Source organism: Maribacter cobaltidurans (genome assembly GCF_002269385.1).
GTDB lineage: Bacteria > Bacteroidota > Bacteroidia > Flavobacteriales > Flavobacteriaceae > Maribacter > Maribacter cobaltidurans.
This window is the reverse complement of record NZ_CP022957.1, coordinates 3,203,160-3,220,745: the sequence shown is the minus strand read 5'-3', so window position 1 is coordinate 3,220,745 and position 17,586 is coordinate 3,203,160. Positions and strand designations below refer to the sequence as shown.

19 protein-coding genes are annotated in these 17,586 nt (G+C 38.6%); 13 read left to right on the top strand and 6 right to left on the bottom strand.

What is annotated here, in order from left to right; translation table 11 throughout:
* Positions 1-19: 19 nt before the first annotated feature.
* The 10 genes from CJ263_RS14260 to CJ263_RS21140 all read left to right on the top strand — a co-directional run bounded on the left by CJ263_RS14260 (position 20) and on the right by CJ263_RS21140 (position 9,139).
* Positions 20-1,417: an anthranilate synthase component I family protein gene (locus CJ263_RS14260; protein ID WP_094997895.1), complete on the top strand. Its 1,398-nt coding sequence runs from the start codon at positions 20-22 to the stop codon at positions 1,415-1,417.
* Positions 1,418-1,990 (top strand): anthranilate synthase component II, encoded by a 573-nt coding sequence (locus CJ263_RS14255; RefSeq protein WP_094997894.1) that lies wholly within the window; start codon positions 1,418-1,420, stop codon positions 1,988-1,990. It abuts the gene before it with no gap.
* Complete coding sequence (trpD, locus tag CJ263_RS14250) at positions 1,987-2,982, top strand: anthranilate phosphoribosyltransferase (protein ID WP_094997893.1); 996 nt, start codon at positions 1,987-1,989, stop codon at positions 2,980-2,982. The genes CJ263_RS14255 and trpD overlap by 4 nt, the downstream gene beginning before the upstream one ends.
* Positions 2,979-3,764: an indole-3-glycerol phosphate synthase TrpC gene (gene trpC / locus CJ263_RS14245; protein WP_094997892.1), complete on the top strand. Its 786-nt coding sequence runs from the start codon at positions 2,979-2,981 to the stop codon at positions 3,762-3,764. Before trpD ends, trpC begins: the two co-directional genes overlap by 4 nt.
* Positions 3,761-4,414: a phosphoribosylanthranilate isomerase gene (locus tag CJ263_RS14240; RefSeq protein ID WP_094997891.1), complete on the top strand. Its 654-nt coding sequence runs from the start codon at positions 3,761-3,763 to the stop codon at positions 4,412-4,414. Before trpC ends, CJ263_RS14240 begins: the two co-directional genes overlap by 4 nt.
* A complete protein-coding gene (locus CJ263_RS14235; protein WP_094997890.1) occupies positions 4,402-5,016 on the top strand; it encodes a MarC family protein in 615 nt (204 codons plus the stop codon). The genes CJ263_RS14240 and CJ263_RS14235 overlap by 13 nt, the downstream gene beginning before the upstream one ends.
* A 109-nt stretch (positions 5,017-5,125) precedes the next feature.
* Complete coding sequence (trpB, locus tag CJ263_RS14230) at positions 5,126-6,346, top strand: tryptophan synthase subunit beta (RefSeq protein ID WP_094997889.1); 1,221 nt, start codon at positions 5,126-5,128, stop codon at positions 6,344-6,346.
* A gap of 3 nt (positions 6,347-6,349) precedes the next feature.
* On the top strand, positions 6,350-7,114 hold the full coding sequence (trpA, locus tag CJ263_RS14225; protein ID WP_094997888.1) for a tryptophan synthase subunit alpha: 765 nt from the start codon (positions 6,350-6,352) through the stop codon (positions 7,112-7,114).
* Between the two features lie 280 nt (positions 7,115-7,394).
* Positions 7,395-8,897 carry a M20/M25/M40 family metallo-hydrolase gene (locus CJ263_RS14215; protein ID WP_094997887.1) on the top strand — a complete coding sequence of 501 codons (1,503 nt, stop codon included), beginning with the start codon at positions 7,395-7,397 and terminating at the stop codon, positions 8,895-8,897.
* Between the two features lie 98 nt (positions 8,898-8,995).
* Positions 8,996-9,139 carry a hypothetical protein gene (locus tag CJ263_RS21140; protein WP_188669454.1) on the top strand — a complete coding sequence of 48 codons (144 nt, stop codon included), beginning with the start codon at positions 8,996-8,998 and terminating at the stop codon, positions 9,137-9,139.
* 74 nt (positions 9,140-9,213) lie between these two features.
* Here CJ263_RS21140 and CJ263_RS14210 read toward each other — a convergent pair whose 3' ends face one another.
* Both CJ263_RS14210 and CJ263_RS14205 read right to left on the bottom strand, forming a co-directional pair.
* Positions 9,214-11,760, bottom strand: coding sequence for a phosphoenolpyruvate carboxylase (locus tag CJ263_RS14210; RefSeq protein ID WP_094997886.1), 2,547 nt, complete (start codon positions 11,758-11,760; stop codon positions 9,214-9,216).
* Positions 11,761-12,048: 288 nt separating this feature from the next.
* Complete coding sequence (locus tag CJ263_RS14205; RefSeq protein ID WP_094997885.1) at positions 12,049-12,711, bottom strand: uracil-DNA glycosylase family protein; 663 nt, start codon at positions 12,709-12,711, stop codon at positions 12,049-12,051.
* A gap of 96 nt (positions 12,712-12,807) precedes the next feature.
* Between CJ263_RS14205 and CJ263_RS14200 the strand changes: the two genes are divergently transcribed.
* On the top strand, positions 12,808-12,936 hold the full coding sequence (locus CJ263_RS14200; RefSeq protein ID WP_094997884.1) for a 30S ribosomal protein THX: 129 nt from the start codon (positions 12,808-12,810) through the stop codon (positions 12,934-12,936).
* 1 nt (position 12,937) lies between these two features.
* Here CJ263_RS14200 and CJ263_RS14195 read toward each other — a convergent pair whose 3' ends face one another.
* The 4 genes from CJ263_RS14195 to CJ263_RS14180 all read right to left on the bottom strand — a co-directional run bounded on the left by CJ263_RS14195 (position 12,938) and on the right by CJ263_RS14180 (position 15,855).
* Complete coding sequence (locus tag CJ263_RS14195; protein WP_094997883.1) at positions 12,938-13,303, bottom strand: hypothetical protein; 366 nt, start codon at positions 13,301-13,303, stop codon at positions 12,938-12,940.
* A gap of 54 nt (positions 13,304-13,357) precedes the next feature.
* Positions 13,358-14,119 carry a peroxide stress protein YaaA gene (gene yaaA / locus CJ263_RS14190; RefSeq protein WP_094997882.1) on the bottom strand — a complete coding sequence of 254 codons (762 nt, stop codon included), beginning with the start codon at positions 14,117-14,119 and terminating at the stop codon, positions 13,358-13,360.
* A gap of 120 nt (positions 14,120-14,239) precedes the next feature.
* Positions 14,240-15,268 (bottom strand): RluA family pseudouridine synthase, encoded by a 1,029-nt coding sequence (locus CJ263_RS14185; protein ID WP_094999261.1) that lies wholly within the window; start codon positions 15,266-15,268, stop codon positions 14,240-14,242.
* Between the two features lie 2 nt (positions 15,269-15,270).
* Positions 15,271-15,855 carry a PASTA domain-containing protein gene (locus CJ263_RS14180; RefSeq protein ID WP_094997881.1) on the bottom strand — a complete coding sequence of 195 codons (585 nt, stop codon included), beginning with the start codon at positions 15,853-15,855 and terminating at the stop codon, positions 15,271-15,273.
* 159 nt (positions 15,856-16,014) lie between these two features.
* Between CJ263_RS14180 and CJ263_RS14175 the strand changes: the two genes are divergently transcribed.
* Positions 16,015-16,986 (top strand): D-alanine--D-alanine ligase, encoded by a 972-nt coding sequence (locus tag CJ263_RS14175; protein ID WP_094997880.1) that lies wholly within the window; start codon positions 16,015-16,017, stop codon positions 16,984-16,986.
* A 40-nt stretch (positions 16,987-17,026) separates the two neighbouring features.
* Entirely contained in the window at positions 17,027-17,485 is a 459-nt protein-coding gene (gene coaD / locus CJ263_RS14170) for a pantetheine-phosphate adenylyltransferase (RefSeq protein ID WP_094997879.1), read from the top strand.
* The last annotated feature ends 101 nt before the right edge of the window (positions 17,486-17,586 follow it).

Sequence of the window (17,586 nt, the reverse complement as noted above, 5' to 3'; positions counted from 1 at the left end):
TTAATTTATAACCTTTATCATGTCCTACACCTTAAAGACATATTCAAAAAAAATACTTGCGGACACTATAACGCCCGTCAGTGTGTATTTAAAAATTAGAGATAAGTTTCCCAATAGCATCCTGTTGGAAAGCAGTGACTACCATGCCAATGACAACAGTTTTTCCTATATATGTTGTAATCCCATTGCATCCATAAAAATTCAGGATGAAAGAATTTACAAGGAATTTCCCGATGGCAGAAATGAAACTCTTGAAATTACTGAGGATACAGATGTAGTCTCGGAAATTGATGCTTTTGCCAAAAGTTTCAAGATAACTGAACAGGACTATAAATTTATAACCAATGGACTTTTTGGTTTCATGGCCTATGATGCTGTACGTTATTTTGAAGATGTGGAAATTTCCAAAAAACCGAATTCGGTCGAAATTCCGGATATCTATTATGCCGTCTACCAAAACGTGATCGCCATAAACCATTTTAAGAACGAAGCTTACATTTTCGCTCACTGTTATGATTCGGAGAATAATATTTCGGAAATAGAACGATTGTTGAACGTTAGGACATTTGCCTCCTATAATTTTTCCAAGGAGGGAGAAGTCAAAACAAACTTGAAGGACGAAGAATACAAACAACATGTAGAATTGGCAAAAAAACACTGTCAACGCGGTGATGTCTTTCAGTTAGTTTTGTCCAGAAGGTTTTCCCAAAAGTTTAAGGGTGACGAGTTCAATGTCTATAGAGCATTGAGATCAATAAACCCATCTCCTTACCTTTTCTTTTTTGACTATGGCGATTTTAAAATTTTTGGAAGCTCACCGGAAGCGCAGTTGATCGTTAAAAACGGTAAAGCGGAGATCCATCCCATTGCAGGCACCTACAAACGTACTGGAAACGACGAAAAAGATGCCGAACTGGCTAAAAAATTAGCCTTGGATGACAAGGAGAACAGCGAACACGTGATGTTAGTTGACTTGGCCAGAAACGATTTAAGCCGAAATGGCAATTTGGTCAATGTGGACACCTATAGGGAGGTACAGTATTTCTCCCACGTAATCCATTTGGTCTCCAAAGTTACGGGCTTGAAAAAACCGGACATCCCTACTCTAAAAATTGTAGCGGATACATTTCCCGCTGGAACTTTAAGTGGAGCCCCAAAACACATGGCCATGCAACTCATTGAAAAATATGAAAAAACGAGTCGGAGTTATTATGGAGGGGCAATCGGTTTTATGGATTTTAATGGCAATTTTAACCATGCCATAATGATCAGAACCTTCTTAAGTAAGAATCATGAACTTCATTTTCAAGCCGGTGCAGGGCTAGTCGCGGCGTCAAATGCCGATGACGAGTTACAGGAAACGTACAATAAATTAGGGGCTTTGAATAAAGCCCTGGAAATCGCAGAAACTATCTAGATGGCAAGAAAGATATTAATGATCGATAATTACGATAGTTTCACCTATAATTTGGTTCACTATCTCGAGGATTTGGATTGCGAAGTAATCGTAAAACGAAACGACCAGTTACATTTGGAAGACGTAGACGATTATGATGAAATTGTGCTTTCCCCAGGACCTGGAATTCCCGATGAGGCCGGCTTGTTAAAAACCATTATTGAAAAGTATGCACCAACCAAACGTATTTTTGGAGTCTGCCTGGGACAACAGGCCATTGCCGAAGTCTTTGGCGGGTCCCTGGTCAATTTAGACCAAGTTTACCATGGGGTGGCGACCAAAATAAGAATTACGGTCAATGACTATATTTTTGACGGTCTTGGGAAGGAATTGGAAATAGGCAGATACCATTCTTGGGTTGTAGACCCCAATCTGCCAGATTGCCTAGAGGCGACTTCCCTAGATGAAAACGGACAAATTATGTCGCTCAGACACAGGGATTACGATGTTAGGGCCGTACAATTTCATCCAGAATCCGTACTAACTCCAGACGGAAAAAACATGTTGAAAAACTGGTTAAAACACAAAAAATGAAAGAGACACTTAATAGACTCATTAACCATGAAATCCTGGAAAAGGAGGACGCGAAACAGATTTTGGTCAATATTGCCAAGGGAGATTACAACACCAGTCAGATTGCCGCTTTCTTAACCGTTTATATGATGCGGAGCGTAACTATAGAGGAACTGGAGGGTTTCCGTGATGCTTTGTTGGATTTATGCTTGGCTGTGGATTTATCGGAATACAACCCTATTGATTTATGTGGTACAGGAGGTGACGGCAAAGACACCTTCAATATTTCTACTTTGGCCTCATTTGTTACCGCTGGAGCGGGTCTTAAGGTTACCAAGCACGGCAATTACGGGGTTTCATCAAAATGTGGGAGTAGTAACGTGATGGAATTCCTAGGCATTAAATTCAGCAACGAGGCGGATTTCCTGAAAAAATCCATTGAGGAAGCAGGCATTTGTGTGCTCCACGCTCCCCTATTCCACCCCGCTATGAAAAATGTAGCTCCTATTCGAAAGGAATTGGCGGTAAAAACCTTTTTTAATATGTTGGGACCGATGGTAAATCCTGCATTTCCAAAAAATCAAATGGTGGGTGTTTTCAATTTGGAATTGGCAAGAATGTATGGCTATCTATATCAGAATACCGATAAGAACTTTACGGTTTTACACGCTCTGGACGGCTATGATGAAATCAGTTTAACTGGAGATACAAAAACGATTTCCAATGGGTCCGAATCCATCCTTAGACCCTCGGATTTTGGTGTTTCGCCTATATTGGCTGACACTATTATAGGTGGTGAGGACATCCCGGAATCCGCTCAGATTTTTATGAACGTATTGAACGGAAGGGGAACGGAGGCGCAAAACAATGTGGTATGTGCCAATGCGGGGATAGCCATTAGTACCGTTAAGGGTTTATGTCCAAAAGAAGGTTTTGAACTTGCGATGGAATCGCTTAAAAGTGGTAAAGGACTAGCCGCTCTAAAGAAATTACAAGCCATTAGCGCATCATGAATATTTTAGACAAAATAGTTGCCGACAAGAAAAAAGAAGTCGCCCTGAAAAAATCCATAATTCCCGCCTCACAATGGGAAAAATCGGTTCTTTTTGAGCGAAATAGAAATTCCTTGGCAGAAGCTTTGAAAAAAAGTAAAACAGGCATTATAGCGGAACACAAAAGAAGATCTCCTTCTAAGTCCACCATCAACCAAAATACCAATGTGGGTCAGGTTGCCCAAGGATATCAAAAGGCAGGTGTTTGTGGCATGAGCGTTTTAACGGACATGAAATATTTTGGAGGTTCGTTGGAAGATTTGCTATTGGCTAGGGCATCAGTAGATATTCCGCTTTTGAGAAAGGAATTCATTATTGATGAATACCAACTTTTGGAAGCAAAGGCCCATGGTGCCGATATCATTTTGTTGATTGCCGCAGTACTGACCACATCTGAAATTAAGAAGCTCTCGGAATTTGCCCAGTCTTTAAATCTTGACGTGTTACTGGAGGTTCATAATGAGGAAGAACTTAAGAAATCCATCATGCCAAGTTTGGATATGTTGGGCGTCAATAACCGAAACCTGAAAACATTTGATGTCAGCTTGGATACAAGCAAGGAATTATCCCTACTTATCCCGGATGATTTTGTGAAGGTCTCCGAAAGTGGTATAAGTTCTATTGAAGCCATTAAGGCTTTAAAACAATTTGGATATAAAGGGTTTCTAATTGGTGAAAATTTTATGAAAACCGAAAATCCTGGTCAAAGTGCCACAGAATTCATTAAATCGTTGGAACAATGAAATTGAAGGTCTGTGGTATGAAACACAACATTGCCGAAGTGGCTGCCCTTAGACCAGACTACCTTGGGTTTATCTTTTGGGATAAATCCAGTCGTTTTTTTGATGGTGAGATACCAATACTTTCCGAGGCGACTAAAAAGGTCGGGGTTTTTGTTAATGCGCCAATTGACCAAGTGCTTGAAAACATATCCAAATATAAATTGAATGCAGTGCAGTTACATGGCTCAGAAAGTCCACGGTACTGCGAGGACCTAAAAAATGAGTATTTAAGTACAGTTCAACAAGAAAACAAGGAAAACGAAATAGAAATCATTAAAGTGTTTTCCATCAAGAACGAATTTGATTTTTCAGTCTTGGTCCCTTACGAAGAAGTGTGTGATTATTTTCTGTTTGACACCAAGGGAAAATTGCCTGGAGGCAATGGCTATACATTTGATTGGTCCGTTTTAAAAAATTACCCCTCTACCAAACCCTATTTCTTAAGCGGCGGTATTGGCCTACAAAACGTGGAAAGTATTGTATCGTTTATGAAGCAACCAAAATCACAATACTGTCACGTAATCGATGTCAACAGCAAGTTTGAGGTGGCACCGGGATTAAAGAATATTGAAGAATTAGAAAATTTTAAAAATGCATTGTGGGAGATTTAGTCAATTATAGCATCAGTGTTTTTATGGGCTTTTTTGCCATTATGAACCCGATAGCGAATACACCCATTTTCTTAGGGTTGGTAGAAGGCCAAACAAAGGAGGAAAAGAAAAAAATTGCAAAAACCGCAACCTTAATAGCCTTTGTGATTATAGTTGTTTTCGCATTGGCGGGAAAATATATTTTCGACCTTTTTGGTATTACCATTCCGGCATTCAAAATCACGGGAGGCTTATTGATTTTTTATGTAGGCTTTGAGATGTTGATGTCCCAGAAATCGAAAATACATACAAATCAAAATGATGAAGAACCCAATAACGTAAGCGTGTCACCCCTGGCCATCCCCATATTGGCGGGGCCTGGTACCATAGTGACCGCTATGAACTATGTCACCCACGCAAATTTTGTACATATTGCCATCGTAGTAGCGGTATTTGGGGTAATTGTTCTCTTAACCTATTTGGCATTCGTTTCAAGTGATTTCATCGTAAATAAAGTGGGACCTAATTTGATTGCCGTAATCTCAAAATTAATGGGACTCATCTTGGCCATCATTGGAACGGGTATGTTGACCGAGGGTATTAAATTGACCTTTAACCTATGACATTTCAAATGATTGAACAACAAAAAGCAAGTCGATTCGATTTACCGGAGTACAAAATTATTGATTGCTCTGTAGAACTAAAAAAAAGCTGTCTTAAAAAATTAATATTATGACAAAAGAAAAAAGTTTGTCCATAAAAAACAGTGGAGGCTTTCATGTAGACGAAAAAGGTTATTATGGAGAATTTGGAGGAGCCTTTATTCCAGAGATGCTATACCCCAATCTGGAAGAGTTACGCCAAAAATATTTGGAAATAATGTATGAAGAATCCTTTCAAAAGGAATTCCATCAGTTATTAAGAGACTATGTAGGTAGGCCTTCACCTCTGTATTTTGCGAAAAGATTATCCGAGAAGCACGGTACAAAAATTTATTTAAAAAGGGAAGACCTCAACCATACAGGCGCGCACAAGGTGAATAATACCATTGGGCAGATATTAATGGCCAAACGGTTGGGCAAGACCCGCATTATTGCCGAAACCGGTGCAGGTCAGCACGGAGTGGCCACGGCAACCGTATGTGCCCTCATGGGAATACAATGTGTAGTGTACATGGGTGAAATCGATATAGCAAGGCAAGCCCCCAATGTAGCCCGTATGAAAATGCTGGGTGCCGAAGTAATACCCGCCACATCAGGAAGTAAAACCTTGAAAGATGCCACGAACGAGGCTATTCGTGATTGGATCAATAACCCTGTGGACACTCATTATATCATTGGTTCGGCCATTGGACCACACCCCTACCCTGATATGGTGACCCGTTTTCAATCGGTTATATCTGAAGAAATTAAATGGCAATTAAAAGAAAAGGAAGGAAGGGAAAATCCAGATTATGTTGTTGCTTGTATTGGTGGCGGGAGTAATGCTGCAGGAACCTATTATCATTTTCTTGATGAACCCAAAGTGGGCATCATTGCGGTAGAGGCCGCAGGTAAAGGCATTGATTCCGGGGAAAGTGCTGCCACCTCGGCACTTGGAAAAATCGGAATCATTCATGGGTGTAAAACCATGTTGATGCAAACACCGGATGGTCAGATTACGGAACCCTACTCGATTTCGGCAGGATTGGATTACCCTGGTGTTGGCCCCATGCACTCACACTTATATAAATCCGGCAGGGCCGAGTTCTATTCCGCAACGGACGATGAGGCCATGACGGCAGGATTGGAGCTTTCCCAACTGGAAGGAATTATTCCGGCCATTGAATCTGGTCATGCCTTTGCCATTTTTCAGCACAAAAAATTTAATCCGGACGATGTGCTTGTAATTAGTCTCTCCGGTAGGGGCGATAAAGATTTACAAACTTATATTGATTATTTTAAGCTAGCCTAAACCATGAGTAATCGAATACTTGACAAATTGAATTCGGACAAAAAATTATTGTCCATCTATTTTACGGCCGGATATCCTTCCTTGAACAGTACGTTACAAATCATTGAGGAGTTGGAGAGGAATGGCGTGGATATGATTGAAATAGGCCTGCCATTTAGCGACCCTTTGGCAGATGGTCCTACCATACAGGAAAGCTCCACGGCCGCCTTAAAAAATGGGATGACCACCGAAATACTCTTTGAGCAACTGAAAAATATTCGCAAGACCGTTGCCATTCCCTTGGTCATTATGGGCTATTTTAATCCCTTCCTACAATATGGGGTGGAGGAATTTTGTGAAAAATGTGCATCCATTGGTATCGATGGTCTCATTTTGCCAGACCTTCCATTGGATGTCTATCAATCTCATTACAAAGAAATCTTTGAGAAGTATGGATTGTTAAATGTATTTTTAATAACCCCCCAGACCAGTGATGAACGTATTCACCAAATAGATAATGCCTCCAACGGTTTTATTTATATGGTAAGTTCGGCAAGCGTCACCGGATCCAAATCGGGTTTTGGAAGTGAGCAAGAGGCTTATTTTGAAAGAATTGCCAACATGAATTTAAAAAATCCACAAATCGTGGGCTTTGGAATTAAAGATGCGGAGACTTTTCAGCAGGCCACCCAAAAGGCAAAAGGTGCAATCATCGGTTCGGCATTTATAAAATATCTTACCGAAAAAGGAGAAAACAATATCTCGGAATTCATTCAATCGATTCGATGAAATTTATAAACGACTGGAAAATAATTATTTTACTTTGCCTTACTTTAGGTTTGGCCCCTTTTTTTCCAGAACCTCATATTTGGGGGAAAATTAAATGGATTATGGGTGGTGCATAGGGCATGGCATTTATGGATTGGTTCGATGTCCTTTTCCACGGTTTTCCATTTCTACTTTTAATACGGAAAATTATATTATCCCTGTTTAAAAAATAGTCCCAATCCAATCGGTAGCCCTATCTTTAGGCTTACCTTATTAAGTAATCCTATTGAGTCAATAAATCATGAAAAAGATACTATTCCTTCTTATTTTTATAACATCCATTTTTAAGTCAACTGGTCAAGATTCCTCGGCTATTAAATCACAGGTACGTAAAACCATAGATGAACTTAAGGAGTTCGTTGCCATTCCTAACGATGCGCTAAATCCTGATGATATTGACGATAATATTTTATGGCTCCGAAACAAGTTTAGTCAGCGTGGTTTTAACACAAGTATTTTGGAAACCGATGGGCTTCCGCTATTCTTTGCATCATTACCGATGGACGACAACAAACCGACCATTCTTTTTTATATGCATTTTGATGGACAATCCGTAGACCGTTCCCAATGGAATCAAAAAGACCCGTATCTGCTTACCTTAAAATCCGAACAAAACGGGGAATGGAAGGAAGAATCTTTTGCCGAGTTGAACAAGGATATTAATTATGATTGGAGATTGTTTGGTAGGTCAACTTCTGATGATAAGGGCCCCATTGTTATGTTTCTTAACACTATTGATTTATTAAAGGCTGACGATGCTGAACTTCCCTTTAACATAAAGGTAATCTTGGACAGTGAGGAAGAAAAAAGTAGCGCACCCTTGCCCCAAGCGGTAAAAACGTACAGGGAGCTTTTAGAAGCTGATTTTTTAATCATAAGCGACGGTCCCATACACCCCTCCGGCTTACCTACGGTGGCTTACGGTTGCCGCGGAATTACAACCTTGTCCTTGACCACTTTTGGTCCAATAAAACCTCAGCATAGTGGTCATTACGGAAATTTTGCTCCCAACCCTGGATTTATATTGTCCCAACTACTGGCAACTTTTAAAGATAAAGATGGCCGTGTAATCATTCCAGGATATTATGATGGTATTGTTTTGGATGAAGCTACGGAAAACATCTTAAAAAGCGTCCCCGATGATGATACTGAAATCAAGGAAAGGCTCCAATTTAAATCGGCTGATAAGGTAGGTGATTTTTATCAAGAGTCACTGCAATACCCAAGTTTGAATCTAAGGGGATTGGGTTCAGGTTGGGTCGGTGAAGAGGCAAGGACCATAGTACCTGCAACCGCAACTGCTGAAATGGACCTTAGATTGGTTCCAGAATCTGATGGCAACCAGCTTAAAAATTTGGTAAAGGAGCATATCAAAAATCAAGGTTTTTATATTACGGACACCATTCCAACAAAACAAGAACGATTAGAACATGAAAAAATCATTATGGTTACCGAAGGTTCTGTAACGGATGCCTTTAGAACGGACTTGGACAATCCTTACGGAAATTTTATTGTGAACACCTTAAAAGACGAATTTCATGAAGACGTAGTGCAAATACGGATCATGGGAGGTACCGTTCCTATTTCACCTTTCGTGAATGAACTTAAAATTCCTGCTTTTTTGGTTCCATTAGTCAATCCGGACAATAACCAACATAGCCCCAATGAAAATTTGAAAATTGGGCAAATCGCCTATGGAATCCAAGCCTTCTATAGCATTTTAAGTACTCCTCTCTCAAATTAAGTCTGGTTTTAACATCCACTAACAAAGGTTTAATGCCACCTTAACTGAGTTTGCCCTTGCTGTTTCTTATCTTAAGGATGAATAAAAAAAGAAACATAATGGGAATTATAAAAGATAAAAAAAAGTTTAAAAGAAAACAGGAACAGGAAAATCCTACAAATCCTACTGGTAATACCAAAATTGATACGAACAAATTCGATATTAATGAAAAGACAATAAAAGACCAACAGAACAAAAAATAATTGTCTGAATAACCATAATAAAAAAGCCCGGCTCAGTGAGCCGGGCTTTTTTAATTTCCAGTTAATTCTCGCTACTAGGCTGAATTCCTACTAGCATTAATATTACCATAAAGAGATCGGGTCACAATTTTCTCATACAGATCTTGATGTTGGGTACCCTGACTAATTTTCTGCAGTGCATACTGCTGTATTACCAATAAGGGCAAAACAATATCCTCTCGAATTTTAATGGACTCCCTAGAAATGGCCTCTTTTTCCATCAATACTTCCATACCGGATAATTTAAGTAGCATTTTCTTGGAAAGCTCGAATTCCTGAAGCAATATCTCCCAAAAAGTACCATATTCATCATCCTCTTTCATATAGCTGGTCAATTCAAAATAACATTTGGAAAGACTCATCATACTGTTCATCATCAAGGCTTGAAAAAAGGGCACCTCATCATACAGTTTTTTTGCTTCCTCAAAACGGCCTTCATCCTCCAACTTTTTTAGAGCTGTACCAATACCAAAATATCCTGGTACGTTCTGTTTTAATTGGCTCCACGAACCTACGAACGAGATAGCCCTTAAATCTGAGAGCTCCAATTTTGCCTTATTCCCCCTTTTACCGGGCCTACTGCCAATATTTGCTTTGGTATAATATTTAAGGGTACTCATGTTCTCCAAGTAGGGCATAAATTTTTCATGATGTTTTAGGGCATCATATTTCGAAAAACTTAATTCCGAAAGTTCCTCAATAAGTGTTCTGGACTCTTCAGAGATTGTTATTTCCTTTCCTAAGATGGAATTGGAAAGACCTGCGGTCAACAATTGCTCGCTGTTATAAATAAATTGCTCTTTGGTTCCGTAGGTACTCGTTATAGTCTGCCCCTGTATGGTCAATTGTATTTCATTGTTGGCCACCTTACTGGTCTGCGCAGCGTAGAATCGGTGGGTTTTTCCTCCACCCCTTGCTGGTGGTCCTCCCCTACCATCAAAGAAAATAGCATTGATTCCATTGTTTTCACAAACACCTGAAAGCGATTCTTTAGTCTTTAGAATAGACCAGTTGGCCTTAAGATAACCACCATCCTTGGTACCATCGGAGAAACCAAGCATAATAGTTTGTTTATTGCCCCGCTGGAGGACATGTTCCCTGTACTCCTTCATATTGAACAACTGTTGCATGGTAGCTTCGGAATTGTCCATTCCGTCCATAGTCTCGAATAACGGAACTATGTCAAAAGTGATTTTCTTATCGGCCCAACCGCACCATCTAAACAAGGCATATACAAATAGAATACTGTAAATATCTTCGGAATTACTGATGATATATCGGTTACAACCCTCCTCACCATTTTTCTCCTGAATCGTCTGTAATTGAGAAATGTTCGCAATAGTGTCCTTAACGATATCTTCTGAAAAATCGTTTGGAGAAAGTTCTAATTTTTCATGAATCAGAATTCTGATAAGTTCGTCCTCCGACAGCTCTTTCAAATCCTCCTTAATAAAGCCTTTTTGTTTCAATACCTCTGTCATTACCTTAGTATGCATGCTATGATCCTGACGGATATCAATGGTCGCGAAGTGGGTCTTAAATATTTTAACCTTATCAATAAACTTATCCAAATCCTTTAGGTACAGACTATTGTATTTGCCGACCAAAGCTTCCCGTATCGAGAGCAATGGCTTGATAATATCATCATATCCAACGTCCTTGGTACTATCGAACATCGCATTGTATAAATTTCCTCTCAATTCATTAAGAGGCTCCTGAACTGCCCTGAACGTTAGTTTTTGCTGTAGTTTCTTTAAATCGTTGTAATAGCATTTCATCAACGTTAAACGAAGCTCGTTCATTACATCCCTTGTTATGTCTGCAGTTACAAAAGGGTTTCCATCTCTATCCCCACCGGGCCAAAAGCCCAGTTTAACGATATCATGATTCTCAAACTTCTTTGACCCTGTACTTCCCTTTATATAAGAGTACAGATCACCTATGGCATCATAGTACACATTTCTTAGGGTATAGATAATGTTCTTGGCCTCATCCAATGGGGTAGGTTTCTTGGCATTGATCAATGAAGTGAGTCCCAATTGCTGTAGGGCCACATCTATTTCATCAATCCGATCTTCAAGAATTAGGGTTCTAAGATTGGTAATAATATCAAGAACCGCAGGTGTGTAGAATTGGGTTGGGTGCGCGGTCAACACAATTCTTGCACTAAAATTATCCAGTTTGTCCCCAATCTGATCCCATAACCCGTTTCTTTCTACCAATTGAAAATAATCCCTTAAAGAAAGAGAACTGGAATGTCTATGCAATTTGGGGAACGCGGCGTCTTCAACACTATCATAAAGTACCACTTGTCGCTCCACATATTGAACCACACGGAACATGAAATCTATCTTGTCCTTTTCGGAGGACGCATTCACGAACTTTTCAAAGAACATATCCAATATTTCCCTTGGATTTAGTCCCTGATGTAGACCTTTTTCCGATTGATCCATTAAAAGAGGAATCAACATACCGACGTTTTCAACATTACTGTACGGTAGATTAAGAAAAAGACTATTGTAAACATTGAATTTATTTTCGACGGATTTTTTAAACTCCTCTAATCTTTCTGACTGCTGCATACATTAATTTAATTTTCAATTTATAAATGTTCCTCCTGCTTCATTTATTCACCTATAAAGGTCGATATTCTTTAAGAATGAAAAGCATGAATAAGCTTAAATAACAAAATAGATTTCCTTTACCACAAAAACAACAGTTTTGACAACAATAATTGAATAAAACCAAAAAACCGGCTTAGTTTTACCCTGTAATCGAGTAAATAATTTTTTCATTTTCATATAGTGTTCTCGTAAAAGAGTCTTGCCAAATAGCAAGGCTCTTTTTAGTTTTGGTTATACCCAAAAAATCTATATGAAGAACCTGCGGTATTGCATTACCCTATAATCCAAGGTATTAAAATCCGGTTTTTTTTCCTTCATCTGCTTGTATTCCGCTAAACTTCCAACGGCTCTGTTGGCAGCCCCCGAAGGAGCAATCAAGGAGACGGTTTGAATTTTTCTTTTTGTTTTTGGGTGGATAAAATCATGGATTCTTGGTATCCTATCCGAAACAAGGCGTAGACCAAGTCCATATTCCTTTAAGTGTTTCCTAAAGAAGTATTCAGGACCATTTTTACTGTTTCCCCCTGTAAATAAAAGTGTCTCTATCTTTGGAAAGAGTTCCAAATAATATAGAAGATTACGCAATTCAATATTTTCCATGCCAAGGTCAGAAGCATCCACCTTGCTGCGTTCCGCCGATGCTACAATATCACAAATACCAATTTTTTGACGAATCAAGAAGTCCTTTCGCTGTTGAACGGCTTTATCCGAGGTTTCAAAAACAAGTCCCAAATTGAAAATTTCATTCAAAATAGGCCATAATTGCCCATCCCGACTGCCATAACAAAAATCCACATCCCCTTCCTTGAGGTCCCCCGTTGTAAACCTAGGTGGCGGCAAGGTTCCAACTATAAGTTTGGTAGCTTCCTTAAAAAGAAAAGGTTTATATGGATGTGTGTGCTTGAACAAGCCGATACCGGATTACGGGAAATTTTGATAGAATGTTGCCCTGATAGGGATTTAACTAGCAATTTACTAACTTTATGGGTATAAACTACTGCAACTATGGGTAAAGGTGACAAAAAAACAAAAAGGGGAAAAATAGCTAATAATTCCTATGGAGCTAGAAGACCTAAAAAAATTAAAAGAAAGCCATCTGTAGAGGAGAAAATAAAAATTGGCAAAAGGAAATAAATCAATAATCTATCCTGAAATTAAATTCGACCTGATTTTCCTCATCAATGCCCAATTCATAGGTATAAAAGCCAATGGGTAGAGAATCTATAGCTAAAGGGTTTGGAGTATAGGTAAGAGTTGTGGAATCTGTAACAATAGTTAGCCCCATTTCCTCGGCCGCACTCAAAAATTCATAATATTCTGAAAGTCCTCCCGCCGAAATATTTTCATAAACCGTATCCTTTTCAACAATCCGGACTTCGTTAAAGTTAAAATCCGTTTGGTTCTTTATACGAATATTTACGGAATCCACATTATCATCGCGGTCCGTACAAGAAAGAATAACACCTAAAAAAACCACGCATACCAACAGAAACCTTCTCATGTCTTAATATAAGGATTAGCTATACCAGTAAAACGAAGGGAAGGGCAATATATTTTATCGAATAAAGACAGGTTCGTTTTCTTTTAAGGTATGTTCTTTACTAAACTCATAATCATCTAGGTCGAAACCTTTGATGTCCTCCAAAGACCTTGCACCCGAATCCAAAATATATCGCACCATGGAGCCCCTAGCTTTTTTAGCAAAAAAGCTTATGACCTTTAATTTGTCATTTTTCCAATCTTTAAATATTGGCGTAATGACAGGTACTTTCAGTGTCTTTTGGTCAATAGCGTTAAAATATTCGTTACTGGCCAGATTGACGAATAATTCTCCTTCTACGAGCTCGTTATTTAACTCGTCAGTCAATACCTTTTTCCAGAATTCATATAGGTTCTTTTTCCTACCTACTTTTAAGGAAGTGCCCATTTCCAAGCGGTAAGGCTGTATTAAATCCAGGGGTTTAAGAATTCCATATAATCCGGATAGGATACGCAAGCTATCTTGTAGGATGTTTAGCTTTTCTTCTGGAATCGAATATGCATCCAAGCCTTGATATACATCACCATTGAATGCATACACGGCAGGTCTTGCATTCTCCATGGTAAAGGGAGTTTTAAAACTTTGATTACGCTCCCAGTTCAATTGTGCTAAATTATCTGAAATGGACATGAGTTCTGAAAGGGCTTTGGGCTTTTTCTTAGCTAAAATTTTGTTCAGCTTTTGTGCTTCTTCCAAAAATTTTGGTTGGGAAAATTTGTCCGTTGGCAATTTACTTTCAAAATCCAGTGATTTTGCAGGGGATACTACAATTTTCATACGTTTTAATTTTCTTTTACAATGCTCCTTTTACTTTTCTAAAGAAACCAAAAATATAGTTTTTTTGCACCTTGTAAAATGGTTGACATAAGAGAGTTTTGATAGTTCTATCAATACTATCTATATGCTATTTTGGGCATAATTTCTCCATTTATCGATGCACGTACCCATATCAATGGGTATGTCCGAATCGAATTTCATATGCTTCCCTGTTACCGGATGTATAAAGCCCAAGGTTTTCGCATGTAGGGCCTGTCTAGGGAGTACCTTAAACGCATTCTCAACAAATTGCTTGTACTTAGTGAAAGTGGTACCTTTCAATATTTTGTCCCCACCATAGCGTTCGTCGTTGAAAAGAGTATGGCCAATATATTTCATATGAACCCGTATTTGATGGGTTCTACCTGTCTCCAATTTACAGGATACCAAGGTTACGTAACCAAGGCGTTCCAGAACCTTATAATGTGTAACAGCCTCCTTACCATCTTCTCCATCTGGAAATACATGCATTTGCAGTCGGTTCTTAGGATTTCTTCCGATGTTGCCGATTACAGTACCTTCATCATCATCAACATTTCCCCAAACCATTGCAATATATTCCCGCTCAGAAGTCTTATCAAAAAACTGTTTTGCCAAATGTGTCATAGCGGCTTCGGTCTTTGCAATGACCAGTAGTCCGGATGTATCCTTGTCAATTCTATGAACTAAGCCTGGCCGTTCATTGCTATTGGCAGGTAAATTTTCAAAATGATATATCAAGGCGTTTATCAGGGTTCCCGAATAATTTCCATGGCCGGGATGGACAACCATTCCCGCTGGTTTATTTACCACCAAAAGGACATCGTCCTCATAAACAATATCTAGGGGAATATTTTCAGGTACTAATAGATGTTCATGCGGCGGATGTTCAAAAAGGACTTTGATTTCATCCCCGGCCTTTACCTTATAATTGGATTTTACAATAGCTTCATTGACCCAAACGTGCCCATCCTTTGCGGCCTGTTGAATTTTGTTCCGGGTGGCATTTTCTATGAAGTTCATTAAAAATTTATCCACCCTTAAAGGATCTTGTCCTTTGGAGGCCACAAATCTGTAATGCTCAAAAAGATCGTCGCTATCTTCTTGTTCCAAACTAGTTATTGAGGTCATCATTATTCAGAATCGGTCTGGGTGGTACTTCCGGAAACATTTCCATTACCACAGATCAATTCAATTTTTGAGGTTTTGGGAAGTTTGTCACCTGGTTTAATGTCCTTCCCCTTATGCTTTATGTAATAGACCATATCCTTTCCCAATTGATCTATATAGGTTACCCTCTGCACGTCCAATCCCACTGCTTTTAGCATGGACGATGCATTTCGCTTTGTAACCTGTATAATATTGGGAACGGTCACTTTCTTATATCCAGAAGGATTGACCGTAAAATAAATTTTTCTATTGTTCTTTACCTTGGTACCTGCAGAGGGGTTTTGTTCAATAATGGAAAATCTAGGATACTCCGGATTATAATTAGCGGAATCCACTACTTCATATCTCAAACCTGCGCTCTCCACCTTTTTTCGCATATCCATAACGGAAAGCTTTGAAAAATCTGGAACTTCTACAAATTCACCATGATTGGTAGTAATGTTCAACCATCTAAACACCAAGAAAAGCAGTATCACCAAAATACCTAAGGCTAGTCCTAATTGAATCAGTAAAGTCTTGCTCTTTAAAAACCTGAAAAAATTTCTCATTTGATTTTTTGATTGGTACAAATATAATAAATGCCCTTGTACAAAATCGTGATTGAAAATTGGTAAAATATATTAGGAATAAAGTGCTATATAGAATTCAATTCTTTTTTCTTTAACGGGAATAATCCATATTTGTAGCATAAACCTCTAACTTAATTCATGAAAAAAAATATTGCTATCATTATGGGGGGCTATTCCAGCGAGTATAAGGTATCCTTGAAAAGTGGAAAAGTTGTTAACGATTATTTGGACAAGGAAAAATTCAACTGTTTTCCTATTCATATTTATAAGAATAAATGGGTGTATGTCGATGAAAATAACATTGAAGTTGCCGTTAACAAACATGATTTTACCGTAAAAAAAGATGGTAATACGATTAAATTTGATTGTGTATTCAACGCCATTCATGGATCACCCGGTGAAAATGGGCTTTTACAAGCCTATTTTGAGTTACTAAATATTCCCCAAACTTCCTGCGACTTTTACCAGGCAGCACTTACATACAATAAAAGGGATCTATTGAGCGTATTAAAACCTTATGGAATTAAATCCGCACCCTCATATTATCTAAATAAGGGAGATCTAATTAATGAAGAAGATATTATAAGTACAGTTAAGCTTCCATGTTTTGTTAAGGCGAACAAATCCGGAAGTAGCTACGGAATTTCTAAAGTATACAAACAAGAAGATTTGCATAAGGCTATCGAATTGGCTTATCAAGAAGATGATGAAATCATTATCGAAGGATTTTTGGACGGAACGGAAGTTTCCGTTGGTGTCATTACCTATAAGGGAAAAACAAAAGTTCTACCCATAACCGAAATTGTATCAGAAAATGATTTTTTCGATTACGAAGCAAAATATGAGGGTAAGTCTCAAGAAATTACTCCGGCGAGAATAACAAAAACGCAAGAAGAAAACGTGAGCCGTTTGGCGAAAAAAATTTATGAAGTGCTTAAAATGAAAGGCTTTTCAAGAAGTGAATTTATTTTTATGGGAGATGAGCCCTTTTTATTGGAGGTAAACACCACTCCAGGGCTTACCACTGAAAGTATATTGCCAAAGCAAGCCGCCCAAGCCGGAATAAGCCTCCCTGAACTATTTGAAAATGCCATTAACGAAGTTCTGTGATAAATTGAGTATTTTTAGCTGATACGATTATTTCAATTATATGAGGCGTGCTATTTTTCCCGGTTCCTTTGATCCACTTACTCTGGGCCATCATGACATTATCATGCGTGGTATAACCCTTTTTGACGAACTTGTTATTGCTATCGGGAAGAATGCCGAAAAAAAATATATGTTTACCCTTGATGAACGGATGTCTTTCATTAAAAAGTCATTTATCAGTGAACCTAAGATCAAGGTCTTGACATATGAAGGTTTAACGGTAGACTTTTGCAAAAAAGTAAATGCAAATTACATATTGAGAGGTCTAAGGAATCCAGCTGATTTTGAATTTGAAAAGGCTATCGCACATACCAATCGTAAACTTTCCGAAATAGAAACCGTATTCCTTCTCACATCATCAGGGAAATCCTACATAAGTTCTTCCATAGTTAGGGACGTTATCAGAAACGGTGGAGATTACACTGGACTGGTCCCCGAATCTGTAAGGGTTTCATCTTAAATAAGAATTCCAGGCGCATCCAAAATTCCCGTAATACTGAACAAATCTATCAAGATTTATGGTATCAATGTAAGAAAATACAACAAAATAAGACCTGTTCA